Here is a 15,847-nt window from a genome sequence, read left to right as displayed (position 1 = left end):
AGGGCAGGGACCATGGAGCGAAACGTCACGCTCGATTTTGTTCGCGGCGTCGCCATTCTCGGTATCCTGCTGCTGAATATTAACGCCTTCGGTCTGCCGAAGGCGGCGTATCTCAATCCGGCGTGGTATGGCGACATCACGCGCAGCGATGCCTGGACGTGGGCCCTCCTCGATCTCTTTGCCCAGGTTAAATTCCTTACCCTCTTTGCGCTTCTCTTTGGCGCGGGGCTTCAGCTTCTCCTCAGGCGCGGCACGCGCTGGATCCAGTCGCGCTTAACGCTGCTGGTCATCCTCGGCTTTATTCACGGACTCCTTTTCTGGGACGGCGATATTCTGCTGGCTTATGGCCTGGTGGGCCTTATTTGCTGGCGGCTGATCCGCGACGCGCCCGGCGTAAAAAGCCTGTTCAACAACGGGGTGATGCTCTACGTCATGGGGCTGGCCGTGCTGCTGCTGCTGGGCATGATTGCGGATGGTTCCACCAGCCGGTCATGGACCCCGGACGCGGCGAACCTGCAATATGAGCAGTACTGGAAGCTGAAAGGCGGCGCGGAAGCCATCGGCAACCGGGCCGATATGCTCGGCGATAACCTGCTGGCGCTGGGCGCGCAATACGGCTGGCAGCTGGCGGGAATGATGCTGATTGGCGCCTCCCTGATGCGCACCGGCTGGCTGAAAGGGGAGTTTAGCCTGCGTCACTATCGTCTCACAGGCGCGGGCCTGGTGCTGCTCGGCGTGATGATTAACCTTCCGGCGACGATCGTACAGTGGCATCTTCAGTGGGATTACCGCTGGTGCGCGTTCCTGCTCCAGGTCCCGCGAGAGCTGAGCGCACCGTTCCAGACCGTTGGCTATGCGGCGCTGATCTACGGCTTCTGGCCGCAGCTTTCTCGCCTGTGGATCGTCAGCGCGGTGGCCTGCGTTGGGCGGATGGCGTTAAGCAATTACCTTCTGCAAACCCTGATATGCACCACGCTATTCTATCGATTCGGCCTGTTTATGAAATTCGACCGCCTGACGCTGCTGGCGTTTGTTATTCCGGTCTGGATTGTTAACGTGATGTTTTCCGTCATCTGGCTGCGCTATTTCCGTCAGGGCCCGCTGGAGTGGGCGTGGCGGCAGTTAACCGCGCGTGCGTCGGGTGTATCATTACGTAATACATCCAGATAACGATCTGGATCACAATCATTAACAAAACGGATGTAAGCGTTTTCATCTGTGTGAGCTTCTTCACGTAGTCTCCTTTCTCTCGCTGCCAGAATAGCCACCTTGCTAAACACAGGGGGTGTCTGTGAGTTGCTGCAATTCCTTAAAGGGTGGTGAATATGATCACCATTCGTGACGTCGCCCGCCTGGCGGGTGTTTCTGTTGCTACCGTCTCCCGCGTGCTGAACAACAGCGCGCTGGTCAGCCCTGAAACGCGTGAAACCGTAATGAAAGCCGTGACCCAGCTGGGGTACCGGCCAAACGCCAATGCTCAGGCGCTGGCCACGCAGGTCAGCGATACCATTGGCGTGGTGGTGATGGATGTGTCGGACGCCTTCTTTGGCGCGCTGGTTAAGGCGGTGGACGTTGTCGCCCAGCAGCACCAGAAGTATGTGCTGATTGGCAACAGCTACCACGAGGCGGAAAAAGAGCGTTATGCCATTGAGGTGCTGATCCGCCAGCGCTGCAACGCCCTGATCGTACACTCAAAAGCCCTGAGCGATGAGGAGCTTGCCGGGTTTATGGAGCAGATCCCCGGCATGGTGCTCATTAACCGCATCGTGCCCGGCTATGCGCACCGCTGCGTTGGTCTGGATAACATCAGCGGCGCAATGATGGCGACGCGGATGCTCATCAGCAACGGCCATCAGCGTATTGGCTATCTGGCTTCCAGCCACGGCATTGAAGACGACATGATGCGCCGCCAGGGCTGGCAAAACGCCCTCAAAAAGCAGGGCATTGTGCCGCTGGAGAGCTGGGTAGGAACCGGTTCGCCGGATATGCAGGGCGGTGAAGCGGCAATGGTTGAGCTGCTGGGACGTAATCTTCAGCTGTCGGCAGTGTTCGCCTACAACGACAGCATGGCGGCAGGGGCGCTTACCGCGCTGAAGGACAACGGCATTGCGGTGCCGCAGCATTTATCGCTGATCGGCTTCGACGATATCCCGATTGCCCGTTACACCGATCCGCAGCTGACGACGGTGCGTTACCCCATTGCGTCGATGGCGAAACTGGCGACGGAGCTGGCGCTGCAGGGGGCGGCAGGGCTGCTGGATCCTGACGCAACGCATTGTTTTATGCCGACTTTAGTGCGGCGTCATTCGGTCGCGGTTCGGCAAACTGTGGCTCCGATCACTAACTGATAACATCAGGTGATGTAACCGTTTTCAATCTGTGAGTAAATTCACAGTATCTTAACAAGCCGCTGTCTATGATGTCAGCGTTTTAGGGGCTGAAACATAATGTAACGGTGATTATTCGCTTTTACCGTTACCACCATGCCTCAAACAACGAATAAAACGCATTTCTGGAGCGTTACCGAACACGGAAGCTGGACATTTTATAAGTGAACTTCGGCGATCAGTAACGTTTTATTAACATCTGCCCGCCGACCGTTTTTCACAAGAACTACCCTGCATAAAAAAAACCGGAGATACCATGAATAAGAAGGTGTTGACTCTGTCTGCTGTCATGGCAAGCATGCTTTTTGGCGCAGCAGCGCACGCAGCGGATACCCGTATTGGCGTAACTATCTATAAATACGACGACAACTTCATGTCTGTTGTGCGTAAAGCAATTGAAAAAGATGCTAAAGCGGCGCCAGACGTGCAGCTGCTGATGAATGACTCCCAGAACGACCAGTCCAAACAGAACGATCAGATTGACGTTCTGCTGGCAAAAGGCGTGAAGGCGCTGGCCATCAACCTGGTTGACCCGGCGGCGGCGGGCACGGTTATCGAGAAAGCGCGCGGCCAGAACGTGCCAATTGTCTTCTTCAACAAAGAACCTTCCCGTAAGGCGCTGGATAGCTACGACAAAGCGTACTACGTGGGTACTGACTCCAAAGAGTCCGGTATTATCCAGGGCGATCTGATTGCGAAACACTGGGCGGCGAACCCGAACTGGGATCTGAACAAAGATGGGCAGATTCAGTTTGTGCTGCTGAAAGGCGAGCCGGGCCACCCGGATGCTGAAGCACGTACCACTTACGTTATCAAAGAGCTGAACGACAAAGGCCTGAAAACCCAGCAGCTGGCGTTAGACACCGCAATGTGGGACACCGCTCAGGCGAAAGATAAGATGGATGCGTGGCTCTCTGGTCCGAACGCTAACAAAATTGAAGTGGTTATCGCAAACAACGATGCGATGGCAATGGGCGCAGTAGAAGCGCTGAAAGCGCACAATAAATCCGCCGTTCCCGTGTTTGGCGTAGATGCGCTGCCAGAAGCGCTGGCGCTGGTGAAATCTGGCGCCATGGCCGGTACCGTGCTGAACGATGCTAACAATCAGGCGAAAGCCACCTTCGACCTAGCGAAAAACCTCGCTGACGGTAAAGGCGCTGCTGACGGCACCAGCTGGAAAATTGAAAACAAAATCGTTCGCGTTCCTTACGTGGGCGTAGACCAGTCCAACCTGGCTGAGTTTATCGGTAAATAAGATCTTCGTTTTATCTTCACTGGGCGCAATTCGTTGCGCCCTTTTATAACGCGATATGCGAGGCCAACAAGGTATAATTATGGTCAGCACAGCTACTCAGTCGTCCGGTGAATACTTGTTGGAAATGACCGGCGTTAATAAGTCATTCCCCGGCGTTAAGGCACTCGATAATGTTAATTTAAAAGTGCGTCCTCACTCTATTCATGCGTTAATGGGTGAAAACGGTGCGGGTAAATCAACGTTATTAAAATGTCTTTTTGGGATCTATCAAAAAGATTCTGGCAGCATTCTTTTTCAGGGAAAAGAGATCGATTTCCACTCAGCGAAAGAAGCGCTGGAAAACGGCATCTCGATGGTACACCAGGAGTTAAACCTGGTTCTGCAACGTTCAGTAATGGATAACATGTGGTTGGGTCGTTATCCAACCAAAGGCGTTTTTGTCGATCAGGACAAAATGTATCGCGATACTAAAGCCATTTTTGACGAGCTGGATATTGATATCGATCCGCGCGCGCGCGTGGGGACATTATCCGTATCCCAGATGCAGATGATCGAAATTGCCAAAGCGTTCTCCTATGATGCGAAAATCGTGATCATGGATGAGCCGACATCGTCATTAACGGAAAAAGAGGTTAACCACCTTTTTACCATTATTCGCAAGCTGAAGGATCGCGGCTGCGGCATCGTCTATATCTCACATAAAATGGAAGAAATTTTCCAGCTGTGCGATGAAATCACCATCCTGCGCGACGGCCAGTGGATTGCCACGCAGCCGCTGGAAGGGCTGGATATGGACAAGATCATCGCCATGATGGTTGGCCGTTCCCTGAACCAGCGCTTCCCGGACAAAGAAAACAAGCCGGGCGAAGTGATTCTGGAGGTGCGAAACCTTACCTCGCTGCGTCAGCCGTCCATACGTGACGTCTCTTTCGACCTGCACAAAGGCGAGATCCTGGGTATCGCGGGGCTGGTGGGCGCTAAGCGTACCGATATCGTGGAAACCCTGTTCGGGATCCGTGAAAAATCCGGCGGCACCATTACGCTGCACGGCAAGAAAATCAATAACCACAACGCGAACGAAGCCATTAACCACGGTTTTGCGCTGGTGACGGAAGAACGTCGTTCAACCGGTATTTATGCCTACCTCGATATTAACTTTAACTCGTTAATTTCGAATATCCGTAACTACAAAAGCAAAATCGGTCTGCTGGATAATTCCCGCATGAAGAGTGATACCCAGTGGGTCATTGACTCCATGCGCGTGAAAACGCCGGGCCACCGTACGCAAATTGGCTCACTCTCAGGAGGGAACCAGCAGAAGGTGATTATCGGTCGCTGGTTATTAACGCAGCCTGAAATTCTGATGCTGGATGAACCCACGCGCGGTATCGACGTCGGGGCAAAGTTTGAGATTTACCAGCTGATAGCAGAGCTGGCTAAAAAAGATAAAGGGATCATTATTATCTCTTCCGAAATGCCGGAACTGTTAGGGATCACAGATCGTATTCTGGTTATGAGCAATGGTCTCGTTGCCGGTATTGTTGACACCAAAACGACAACGCAAAACGAAATTTTGCGTCTTGCGTCTTTGCACCTTTAAGATCAGGGGCTCCTCATGAGTGCGTTAAATAAAAAAAGTTTTCTCACTTATCTGAAAGAAGGCGGTATTTACGTTGTTCTTTTAGTATTGCTGGCAATTATTATTTTCCAGGACCCTACGTTCTTAAGCCTGCTGAACCTGAGTAACATTCTGACCCAGTCTTCCGTACGTATTATTATCGCGCTCGGCGTGGCGGGGCTTATCGTTACCCAGGGGACTGACCTTTCGGCAGGACGCCAGGTGGGTCTGGCGGCGGTTATTGCGGCAACCCTGCTGCAGTCGATGGAAAACGCCAACAAGGTGTTCCCGGAGATGGCAACCATGCCGATTTTTGTGGTGATCCTGATCGTCTGCGCCATCGGCGCGGTGATTGGCCTGATTAACGGCATCATCATCGCTTACCTGAACGTGACGCCATTTATCACCACGCTGGGCACGATGATCATCGTTTACGGTATCAACTCCCTGTACTACGATTTCGTCGGCGCGTCCCCCATCTCCGGCTTCGACAGCGGTTTCTCCACCTTCACGCAGGGGTTTGTGGCGCTGGGCAGCTTCCGGCTCTCCTATATCACCTTCTATGCGCTGATTGCGGTGGCGTTCGTCTGGATCCTGTGGAACAAAACCCGCTTCGGTAAAAACATCTTCGCCATCGGCGGTAACCCGGAAGCGGCGAAGGTCTCCGGCGTTAACGTGGCCCTGAACCTGCTGATGATTTATGCCCTGTCCGGCGTGTTCTACGCCTTCGGCGGGCTGCTGGAAGCGGGCCGCATCGGCTCTGCCACCAACAACCTCGGCTTTATGTACGAACTGGATGCGATTGCGGCCTGCGTGGTTGGCGGCGTCTCCTTCAGCGGCGGCGTAGGCACCGTGCTGGGCGTGGTGACCGGTGTGATCATCTTCACCGTGATTAACTACGGCCTGACCTATATCGGCGTGAACCCTTACTGGCAGTACATCATCAAGGGCGCGATTATCATCTTCGCGGTTGCGCTGGATTCACTGAAGTACGCGCGTAAGAAATAAGCCAATCGATAACCCTGAACCCGCCGCATGGCGGGTTTATTTTTTCTTCTGCATTTCCAGCAGCTGCTCCGGCGTTACCGCCGGGTAACCCTGCGCATTTTCCGGTACTTCATGCATCGCCGGGATCGGCACCAGTGGGCCTAAAAAGCGCGGCTCGCGCTTGAACAGGTACAGGTCAGCCAGGGCGCCGAAGCGGGCGCCAAACTCGCGCACGCGTACGCTCAGCATATCTTTTGGCGACGGCACGGCGTAGCACTGAGCCTGAATGCCCATGTGCAGCGCGATAAACAGCGCCCGCTCGCAGTGGAAGCGTTGGGTGATAATGATGAAGTCATTGGTGTCGAACACCTTGCGGGTGCGCACGATGGAGTCCAGCGTGCGGAACCCGGCGTAGTCGAGCACGATGTCGGCCGGGTCGACGCCTGCGGCAATCAGATCTTTGCGCATCGTCACCGGCTCGTTATAGCTTTGCAGCGCGTTATCGCCGCTCAGCAGCAGATAGTTCACCTTGCCGCTGTTATAGGCGTTGAGCGCGCCCTGAATACGGTAGCGGTAGTACTGATTAATAACGCCGGTGCGATAATACTTGGCGGTACCGAGCACCACGCCCACCTGGCGGTAGGGGAGGTCCTGAAGGTCATCGAAGATGTAGGGAGCTGTTTTCCAGCTCATCCAGCGGTCGAGGCCCAGCACGATCAACAGCAGTATGCCGACCAGGACAGACAGGCTGTAAAACACGCGCTTTAACATGCAGATGGCTCGTACCGATGATGAAATTTCCCTCAGGCTACTGTACCCGCCTGGTTAGCGCAAGAAACAGCGAATCAACTGAGGGGTTTTTCGTCAGACGGGCGGGCATTTAGGCCCGCCGACGTGATTAAGCGAGCAGGACGCGGTCGATGGTTGAACAGCCCAGCGCTTTCAGCGTGGCCGCGGTGGCGTCCCACTGGATCAGCGGTGCATCGGCTTTTTCAGCCAGAATGGCGCGCTGAATATCCGGGTAGTCGTACCCGTTCAGGCTGAGCAGGTTCAGTGCACCCTGCAGCGGGGGCAGCGTCGGGTTAAACGCGGCGTTCTCTGCATAGCTACCGGTGAAGATGCGCCTGTCGCGGCACTGAAGGGCGACGCCGCTTGGGGATTTGCTGTACGGCGTGTGGCTTTTATTGGCGGCTGCAATGGCTGCCTCGCTGAGCGCATCCCCCGTCAGCGCAAAACCGTGGTTCTGCTCGTCCATCAGCAGGGTTTTGATCTCAAGATCTTTCGGGCCAAAAGCGTCAGGCAGATAATCGCCCAGCGTATGCGGCGCGCGTCCCGGCAGGTTGATGCGCAGCTCCAGACCGCTGTTCAGCTCGTTCATAAACTGGCGGCAGTGGCCACAGGGGGTATAGTTGACGGTGATGGCGCTCAGCGCTTTTTCACCGCGCAGCCAGGCGTGGCTGATGGCGCTCTGCTCCGCGTGAACGGTTTGCTGCATGGTGGCGCCGAGAAACTCCATGTTCCCACCGAAGTACCAGGTTCCACTCACGCCGCGCGCGATTGCACCTACGTTAAAATGGGAAAGGTCAGCGCGGGCGCAGGCAGCGGCCAGCGGCAGCAGGGCGAAAGCCAGCGCGTCTTCGTCCAGCCCCGTCGCCTGCTTAAGCGTCGAGACCTGTTCTGCCGTCAGCAGGGCGGGGAAATGCGCATCCGCCAGAACCGGAGCCAGGGCTGATTGCAAATTCTCTGCAAGCTGAGAGAAAGCAGCTTGAAAACGTGGATGCATGACGTTGCCTCATCAAGGTTAATGGATCGGTAGTGTACGGAGCCGTTCGGCCTTTATATGTGATCCAAATCTCATTCTTTGTGCAACTTATGAAATGAAAATGAAATTTGCGCGACGCATCGCAAATTTTAGCCCATTACCGCCAGAATAACCGGGAAAATAAACGGCGCGACCAGGGAGGTAATAATCCCGCAGATCACCAGCGCCAGCGAGCTGAACGCCCCTTCCTGGTAGTCCAGCTCCGCGCAGCGTGCGGTGCCCAGCGCGTGCGAAGCGGTGCCCATCGCCAGACCGCGCGCCGCTTTGGTACGAATTTTCATGATGTTCAGCAGCGTGTGGCCAAACACCGCGCCCAGAATACCGACAAATATTACGCACACGGCGCTGATGGCCGGGATGCCGCCAATGCTGCCGCCCACGGCCATGGCAATTGGCGTGGTGACGGATTTAGGCAGGATAGAGGCGGCAATCTGCGGTGACGCGCCCATCAGCAAGGCCACTGAGGTGCCGGTGATCATCGCCACCAGGCTTCCCACGAAGCAGATTGTGATAATCGACTTCCAGCGAGCGCGGATCTGATGCAGTTGCTCATATAAAGGAAACGCCAGCGCCACCACGGCAGGCTGCAATAAATCGTTGAGGATCTTGCTCCCGGCGAAGTAACGCTCGTAGGGAATGCCGGTAAGCAGCAGGAAAGGAATAATTACCACCATGGCAACCAGCAGCGGGTTAAGCAACGGCATTTTGAAACGAACCGCAAGCTTACGCGCGGCGAAGAACACCGCCAGCGTTAACGGCAGGGACCACCAGATATTGGCCATCATTTTTTAGCTCCTTTCTGCCCGACCACGCGACGTTCACCGTGCACCAGATGCGAGCTCCAGCTCACCACCAGGAACACCACCAGCGTGCTGATGGCGCAGGAGACAACAATCGGGCCGAACTGCGCTTTAAGCACATCGTAATACTGCATTACCCCAACGCCGATAGGCACAAAGAGCAGGGCCATATAGCGAATAAGCACGAAGCATCCCGGGTTGACCCATTGCGCAGGCAGGACCTGTAATGCCAGCAGCACAAACAGGATCAGCATGCCGATAATGCTGCCGGGGATGACGATGGGCAGCAGCGAGGCGATAAAAATGCCGGCGTACAGACAGGCATAAATCAGGACGAAGGCGCGAAGATATTGCCAGATAGTATTCAGTGATTTGCTCATGGTGAAAGTCCTTGCTGAGACGTATTCATCATACAATTAAACCTGAAAATGTGCCACGGATCACATCATGAATTTTGCGCATGCCAGACATTCCGCAATGGAACGCCGGGCTTTCAACATACATAGAGAGCAGCTACTATAGCGCGTCTTTTTTCACAGGTACTCAGAATGCGTGTTTTACTGGCCCCGATGGAAGGCGTGCTCGACTCGCTCGTGCGCGAGCTGCTAACCGAGGTGAACGATTACGATCTTTGCGTGACGGAGTTCTTGCGCGTGGTCGATATGCTGCTGCCAGAAAAATCATTTTATCGCCTCTGCCCTGAGCTGCACCGCCAGAGCCGTACCCCTTCCGGAACGCTGGTGCGCATCCAGCTGCTCGGCCAGTATCCCGAGTGGCTGGCGGAAAACGCCGCCCGCGCGGTGGCGCTTGGCTCTTACGGGGTTGACCTTAACTGCGGCTGTCCGTCAAAGCTGGTGAACGGCAGCGGCGGCGGGGCGACACTGCTCAAGGATCCTGAGCTGATTTATCGCGGCGCAAAGGCCATGCGTGAGGCGGTGCCGTCGCATCTGCCGGTCACGGTTAAGGTACGTCTTGGGTGGGACAGTGGCGATAAGCAATTTGAAATTGCTGACGCGGTGCAGCAGGCCGGGGCAACCGAGCTGGTGGTTCACGGACGCACCAAAGAGGACGGCTATAAAGCCGAGCGCATCAACTGGCAGGCCATAGGCGAGATCCGCAAGCGGCTTGCCATCCCGGTTATCGCCAACGGTGAAATCTGGGATTACGAGAGCGCGCAGGCCTGCCTGAAGGAGACCGGCTGTGATGCGTTGATGATCGGCCGCGGCGCGCTTAACGTGCCAAACCTCAGCCGGGTGGTGAAATATAACGAGCCGCGCATGCCGTGGGCTGACGTGGTGAAGCTGTTGCAAAAATACACGCGGCTGGAGAAGCAGGGCGATACCGGGCTGTACCACGTCGCGCGCATTAAACAGTGGCTGAGCTATTTGCGTAAAGAGTACGGCGAAGCGCTGGGGTTATTTCAGGAGATCCGGACGCTGCAAACCTCGGCAGATATTGCGCGGGTGATCCAGTCGAAGCATTAAGCAAAGCGTTACTGTACTCGCCCGGCAGGACGCCGGGCGACAGAATCAGAAAATCATCTTGAATACGCCGGTTACTACCAGCAGCCCTATCAGAAATATAATCAAAATAACCCACAATAGTATTTTCATTCGCTTCTCCTGCGTATGTCTGTCGTGAATAAGTGTAGCAGCCAATTCATAATTGGTATGAATACATGTAATTAATACATTTTTTAAGGATATAAATTTCCGAATATAAAAATGTATGACAATGTACGGATTGCCACGCGTTACTAAAAAACGCTGCGCCATCAAGCGTAAGTTGCGCCTTTATTTTTTTGAGTGCATGGCGTAATGAAACGTTTTCTTATTTTATCTCTGAGTGCTCCCCTTGTTTTAATCCTGGCCGCCTGCGCGCCGGAACATGCGACGGTGTCGCCAGTAAAGGCGCAAACGGCGGCCGCGTCGGTGAATAGCCCGCTGCGCCATGCCGACTGGCCGAAAAGCGAATGGTGGAAAGACTATAACGATCCGCAGCTCAGTTCGCTGATCGCCAAAGCGATAGCCGATGCGCCGGATATGCAAATTGCCCGGCAGCGCATCACGCTGGCGGAAGCGCAGGCGAAGGCCGCTATCGCTGCGGATGGCCCGCAGATGGATTTTTCCGCAGACGTGGAGCGGCAAAAAATGTCGGCTGAGGGGCTGATGGGGCCGTTTGCCCTGACTGACCCCGCCGCGGGAACTACCGGTCCGTGGTACACCAACGGGACCTTTGGCCTGACGGCGGGCTGGGATCTGGATCTGTGGGGTAAAAATCGCGCCCGGATTGAGGCCCGCATCGGTAAGGTGAATGCGCAAAAAGCGGAGCTGGAGCAAACCCGCCAGCTGCTTGCCAGCAGCGTCGCGCGCCTGTACTGGGACTGGCAGACCGAGGCCGCCGTGGGGGATGTGCTCGCCCAGATTAAACGGGAGCAGGAAAATATCATCGGTGCCGACCGTGAACTCTATCAGCACGGCATTACCTCCTCGGTGGAGGGCGTTGAAACCGACATCAATGCCGGTAAAACCGACGAGCAGCTAGCTGACGTGAAGGGTAAAATGAGGGTTATTGAAGCGCGCCTGAACGCGTTGACCAACACGCCTTCCGTTAGCCTGGCCAAACGCCCACTGCCCGCGGTAGAGGCAACGCTGCCGTCTACGCTCGGCTACGAGCTGCTGGCCCGCCGGCCGGACCTTCAGGAAGCCCACTGGTATATCGAAGCGTCCATGAGCGAAGTGGATGCCGCGAAGGCCGCGTTCTACCCCGACGTTAATCTGATGGCCTTCTTACAGCAGGATGCGCTGCACCTGAGCGATCTGTTCCGCTCGTCCGCGCAGCAGATGGGCGTGACCGCGGGGCTGACGCTGCCGATCTTTGACAGCGGTCGCCTGAATGCGAACCTGGATATCGCTCAGGCGCAGAACAACCTCTCCGTGGCGAACTACAACAAGGCCGTGGTGGACGCCGTTAACCAGGTCGCCCGCACGGCCAGCGAAGTGGAAACGCTGACCGCCAAAAATCAGCACCAGCAGCAGATCGAAAAAGACGCGGCGCGAGTCGTTGCGCTGGCGCAGGCGCGCTTCAGCGCGGGTATCATTGCCGGTGCGCGGGTGAGCGAGGCAAAAATCCCGGCGCTCAGGGAGCGTATTTCCGGCCTGATGCTGAAAGGCCAGTACGTGGATGCCACGCTCCAGCTGACCTCCGCGCTGGGTGGCGGATATCATCACGGCTAAAATCGCGCGTTATCTATACTTACCTCTTTACAGATTTTCAGGAGGTGAGTATGACGCGAGTCGCAATTGTTACCGCATCGGATTCGGGAATTGGTAAAACGACGGCCCTGATGCTGGCCGAACGCGGGTTTGATATCGGCGTGACCTGGCATTCGGATGAAAAAGGAGCGCTGGAAACCTGCCGTGAAGTTGAAGCGCGCGGGCAGCGCGCCGAGGCCATTCATCTGGACCTGAGCAACCTGCCGGAAGGCGCCAGGGCCATTGAAACGCTGGTTGCGCGCTTCGGGCGGCTGGATGTGCTGGTTAACAATGCCGGGGCAATGAACAAATCGTCTTTTCTTGACCTGTCCTTTGACGACTGGCGGAACATTTTCACCGTTGATGTCGACGGCGCGTTTCTCTGCTCGCAAATCGCCGCGCGTCAGATGGTGAAGCAGGGGGAAGGGGGGCGAATAGTGAACATCACTTCGGTGCATGAACATACGCCGCTGCCGGAAGCCAGCGCCTACACCGCCGCAAAGCATGCCCTGGGCGGGTTAACCAAGTCGATGGCGCTGGAGCTGGTGCAGCATAAGATCCTGGTGAACGCCGTCGCCCCCGGCGCGATTGCCACGCCAATGAACGACATGGACGACAGCGAAGTTAAAGAGGGATCAATGCCGTCAATCCCGCTGGCGCGCCCCGGCCACACCAAAGAAATTGCCAGCCTGGTGGCGTGGCTATGCGACAGCGACGCCAGCTACACCACCGGGCAGTCGTTTATTGTCGACGGCGGTTTTATGCTGGCGAACCCGCAGTTTAAGCCACAAGGGTAGATACCCTTCTCCCTCTCCCTGTGGGCTGAGGGATCCCCAGTAATTTTTTTACCGAAAGCGACGAATGTTGTTTCAGGAAAATAAATGAATTACAGCGATGCCCTGGTCCGGCTGTAAATCGCTGAGGCGTTTCCTGCAGGCCGGGGCGAGGCGCAGGGATGCGCCGAGAGGGCGGCTTTACAGGGATGTTACCTCCGCCCGTCCCCGATAAGCCGGAAGGAATAAGCCGAAGGCACCGCGAAGCGGCGATTTACCGCCGGGAGCCCGGGTCGCCAGGGCGGCGGCGACTGAGCCGCCATGGCACGTTCACAAGTCATGCCGTTAAAGAGTAGCAAGGAATTTAAAGTGAACGGAATTACCTCTACAACCATATGTTCCCCCTCACCCCAGCCCTCTCCCTCAAGGGAGAGGGGGTCCTCCGTGCAGGCATTATTTTGTGGGGATCCCTCAGCCCGGTGGGAGAGGGACGGAGTGAGGGCAGCAGGACGCACTCACTCCTCATCCCGCCGCTTTTCGCGATGCTTAAGCCACAGCCGCACCCCAACCACCGCCACCACCACGAGGATCAACCACGCCCAGTGCTTAAGATGCCGATCGAGGTTATGCAGCCACGGCCCGATCACCTCGCCGCCCGCGTAGCCAAGCGTGGTGAAGATAAGCGCCCAGGCAATCGCCCCGATAATGTTGAGCGGCAGGAAGATTTTCGGCGGTAAGCGGCTGGCGCCAATCAGTATTGGGCCAATGATGCGAAAGCCGTACATAAAGCGGGTGCCAATCACAAACAGATAGGGATGTCGCTGGATGAGGCGCTGGGCGCGGCGGATTTTCTTTTGATGCCTGGCAAAACGCTGCAGGAGCGCTGGGCCAAAGCGCAGTCCCAGAAAGTAGAGCAGCTGATCGCCAATCATTCCGCCCAGCGCCACCGCGGCGACCACCAGCGGAAACGACAGCAGTCCCTGGTGTGCGGCGACGCCGCCCAGCAGCGTGATGGTTTCGCCCTCTGCCACGCTGCCGATCACCAGCGCGGCGTAGCCATATTGCTCAATGAGACCGTTGATATCCATGCTGTACATGTCATCTCCCTTAAAATGCCTGCGTTAATCATATACCCCATCCATCAACCGCGCGGCAATCAACGGAAATTTCCCACTGTACATAAAATAATCTAAAGGCTGCATTATACTTAAGCTATCGCTGACGGGCCGACAACAAGGGGGCGTTATGAACCATGTCTGGGGACTTTTCTCCCATCCCGATCGTGAAATGCAGGTTATCCGAAACGAGAATGAAACGGTCGCCCATCACTACACCCACCACGTGCTGCTGATGGCGGCGGTGCCGGTGGTCTGCGCGTTTATTGGTACAACGCAAATCGGCTGGAACTTTGGTGATGGCACCGTGGTTAAGCTCTCCTGGTTTACCGGTTTGTATATGGCCATTCTGTTCTATGGCCTGATGCTGGCCGGGGTGGCGGTGATGGGGCGGGTCATCCACTGGATGGCGCGCAACTACCCGCAGCGCCCGTCGCTGGCGCACTGTATGGTCTTCGCCGGGTACGTCGCGACCCCGCTGTTCTTAAGCGGTATTGTCGCGCTCTATCCACTGGTCTGGCTGTGCGCGCTGATCGGTACGGTTGCCCTCTTTTACACCGGTTATCTGCTGTATGTGGGGGTGCCAACCTTCCTGAATATCAATAAAGAAGAGGGCCTGAGCTTCTCCAGCTCAACGCTGGCCATCGGCGTTCTGGTCCTGGAGGCGCTTCTGGCCCTGACAGTTATTCTTTGGGGCTATGGATACCGTCTCTTTTAGCTCCACTGCATTGCTGGCGTAAATGCCAGCAATGCAGCATCTGCTCATGATTCTCCGCTGGCGACATCGTCCGCCGCCCGCTATGATGCCGAAGCCAGCCTGTGAAGCGCGTCGACGCAGGCGGTGTACGTCATAACGTGCGTGAATCATTATCAGAAGTCTCATCATGCTGAAATTCCGAGTTTCACTACTTAGCCTTGCGCTGCTGTTGGGTGTGTCCGCTACCGCGCCAGCCGTCGCCAAAACCCCCGCAGTCGCTACCGCTGCTGCGCAGCCACAGATTGCTTCCGGCAGCGCGATGATCGTTGACCTGAATACCAACAAGGTGATCTACGCCAGTCAACCGGATCTGGTGCGCCCGATTGCCTCCATCACCAAAGTCATGACCGCGATGGTGGTGCTTGATGCGCGGCTGCCGCTGGACGAAAAGCTGAAGGTGGATATCAGCCACACGCCGGAGATGAAAGGGATCTATTCCCGCGTTCGTCTGAACAGTGAAATCAGCCGTAAAAATATGCTGCTGCTGGCGCTGATGTCCTCTGAGAACCGCGCGGCGGCAAGCCTCGCCCATCATTATCCTGGCGGTTACGACGCGTTTATTCGCGCGATGAACGCAAAAGCCAAAGCGCTGGGGATGAAAAACACCCGTTTCGTGGAGCCAACCGGCCTGTCGATCCATAACGTCTCGACGGCGCGAGATTTAACGAAGCTGCTGATCGCCAGTAAGCAATACCCGCTGATTGGCCAGCTCAGCACCACGCGTGAAGATATGGCAACATTCTCGAACCCGGCCTACACGCTGCCGTTCCGGAACACCAACCATCTGGTTTACCGTGACAACTGGAATATTCAGCTAACCAAGACCGGCTTTACCAATGCGGCAGGGCACTGCCTGGTGATGCGCACCGTGTTCAACGGCAAGCCGGTGGCGCTGGTGGTGATGGATGCCTTCGGCAAATATACTCACTTTGCCGATGCGAGCCGCCTGCGTACCTGGATTGAAACCGGGAAAGTGCAGCCGGTGCCGGCTTCAGCGCTGGCGTATAAAAAGCAGAAAGCGCAGCAGATGGCAACGGCGCAAAACGACTGAGCAAAGTTTTCTCCCTCGCCCACAGGGA

Annotated in this window: 15 protein-coding genes; 10 read left to right on the top strand and 5 right to left on the bottom strand. The window is 56.1% G+C overall.

Annotated elements, in window-relative coordinates:
• Positions 1-12: 12 nt before the first annotated feature.
• The 5 genes from yeiB to mglC all read left to right on the top strand — a co-directional run bounded on the left by yeiB (position 13) and on the right by mglC (position 6,268).
• A complete protein-coding gene (yeiB, locus tag OWK27_RS05250) occupies positions 13-1,170 on the top strand; it encodes a DUF418 domain-containing protein YeiB (RefSeq protein ID WP_267589969.1) in 1,158 nt (385 codons plus the stop codon).
• Positions 1,171-1,325: 155 nt separating this feature from the next.
• Entirely contained in the window at positions 1,326-2,348 is a 1,023-nt protein-coding gene (gene galS, locus OWK27_RS05245) for an HTH-type transcriptional regulator GalS (protein WP_176609887.1), read from the top strand.
• Positions 2,349-2,643: 295 nt separating this feature from the next.
• Positions 2,644-3,642, top strand: coding sequence for a galactose/glucose ABC transporter substrate-binding protein MglB (mglB, locus tag OWK27_RS05240; protein ID WP_148419848.1), 999 nt, complete (start codon positions 2,644-2,646; stop codon positions 3,640-3,642).
• A 79-nt stretch (positions 3,643-3,721) separates the two neighbouring features.
• On the top strand, positions 3,722-5,242 hold the full coding sequence (mglA, locus tag OWK27_RS05235; protein ID WP_148419847.1) for a galactose/methyl galactoside ABC transporter ATP-binding protein MglA: 1,521 nt from the start codon (positions 3,722-3,724) through the stop codon (positions 5,240-5,242).
• A 15-nt stretch (positions 5,243-5,257) separates the two neighbouring features.
• Positions 5,258-6,268, top strand: coding sequence for a galactose/methyl galactoside ABC transporter permease MglC (mglC, locus tag OWK27_RS05230; RefSeq protein WP_176609889.1), 1,011 nt, complete (start codon positions 5,258-5,260; stop codon positions 6,266-6,268).
• A gap of 36 nt (positions 6,269-6,304) precedes the next feature.
• On the opposite strand, the gene sanA is transcribed toward mglC, so the two are convergent.
• The 4 genes from sanA to OWK27_RS05210 all read right to left on the bottom strand — a co-directional run bounded on the left by sanA (position 6,305) and on the right by OWK27_RS05210 (position 9,249).
• Positions 6,305-7,018, bottom strand: a complete 714-nt coding sequence (gene sanA / locus OWK27_RS05225) for an outer membrane permeability protein SanA (RefSeq protein WP_176609890.1) — start codon at positions 7,016-7,018, stop codon at positions 6,305-6,307.
• A gap of 127 nt (positions 7,019-7,145) precedes the next feature.
• The gene (gene cdd / locus OWK27_RS05220; protein ID WP_267589968.1) at positions 7,146-8,030 is read right to left on the bottom strand and encodes a cytidine deaminase; all 885 of its coding nucleotides are present in this window, start codon (positions 8,028-8,030) and stop codon (positions 7,146-7,148) included.
• A gap of 128 nt (positions 8,031-8,158) precedes the next feature.
• A complete protein-coding gene (locus OWK27_RS05215) occupies positions 8,159-8,854 on the bottom strand; it encodes a CidB/LrgB family autolysis modulator (protein ID WP_148419845.1) in 696 nt (231 codons plus the stop codon).
• Positions 8,851-9,249: a CidA/LrgA family protein gene (locus OWK27_RS05210; protein ID WP_148419844.1), complete on the bottom strand. Its 399-nt coding sequence runs from the start codon at positions 9,247-9,249 to the stop codon at positions 8,851-8,853. Before OWK27_RS05210 ends, OWK27_RS05215 begins: the two co-directional genes overlap by 4 nt.
• A gap of 168 nt (positions 9,250-9,417) precedes the next feature.
• Here OWK27_RS05210 and dusC point away from each other — a divergent pair, with 168 nt between their 5' ends.
• The 3 genes from dusC (at position 9,418) to OWK27_RS05195 (ending at position 12,920) form a co-directional block, all read left to right on the top strand.
• Positions 9,418-10,353 carry a tRNA dihydrouridine(16) synthase DusC gene (gene dusC / locus OWK27_RS05205; protein WP_267589967.1) on the top strand — a complete coding sequence of 312 codons (936 nt, stop codon included), beginning with the start codon at positions 9,418-9,420 and terminating at the stop codon, positions 10,351-10,353.
• Between the two features lie 333 nt (positions 10,354-10,686).
• Positions 10,687-12,105, top strand: a complete 1,419-nt coding sequence (mdtQ, locus tag OWK27_RS05200; protein ID WP_267589966.1) for a multidrug resistance outer membrane protein MdtQ — start codon at positions 10,687-10,689, stop codon at positions 12,103-12,105.
• Between the two features lie 50 nt (positions 12,106-12,155).
• Complete coding sequence (locus OWK27_RS05195; RefSeq protein WP_193355603.1) at positions 12,156-12,920, top strand: SDR family oxidoreductase; 765 nt, start codon at positions 12,156-12,158, stop codon at positions 12,918-12,920.
• 491 nt (positions 12,921-13,411) lie between these two features.
• On the opposite strand, the gene OWK27_RS05190 is transcribed toward OWK27_RS05195, so the two are convergent.
• The gene (locus OWK27_RS05190; RefSeq protein WP_176609896.1) at positions 13,412-13,984 is read right to left on the bottom strand and encodes a DedA family protein; all 573 of its coding nucleotides are present in this window, start codon (positions 13,982-13,984) and stop codon (positions 13,412-13,414) included.
• 157 nt (positions 13,985-14,141) lie between these two features.
• Between OWK27_RS05190 and OWK27_RS05185 the strand changes: the two genes are divergently transcribed.
• Complete coding sequence (locus tag OWK27_RS05185) at positions 14,142-14,729, top strand: Yip1 family protein (RefSeq protein ID WP_102750707.1); 588 nt, start codon at positions 14,142-14,144, stop codon at positions 14,727-14,729.
• A 166-nt stretch (positions 14,730-14,895) separates the two neighbouring features.
• On the top strand, positions 14,896-15,819 hold the full coding sequence (pbpG, locus tag OWK27_RS05180) for a D-alanyl-D-alanine endopeptidase (protein ID WP_267589965.1): 924 nt from the start codon (positions 14,896-14,898) through the stop codon (positions 15,817-15,819).
• The last annotated feature ends 28 nt before the right edge of the window (positions 15,820-15,847 follow it).

The sequence above is a fragment of the Enterobacter cloacae complex sp. 2022EL-00788 genome (assembly GCF_026627565.1).
GTDB lineage: Bacteria > Pseudomonadota > Gammaproteobacteria > Enterobacterales > Enterobacteriaceae > Enterobacter > Enterobacter pasteurii.
This window is presented reverse-complemented; position numbering and strand designations above follow the sequence as displayed.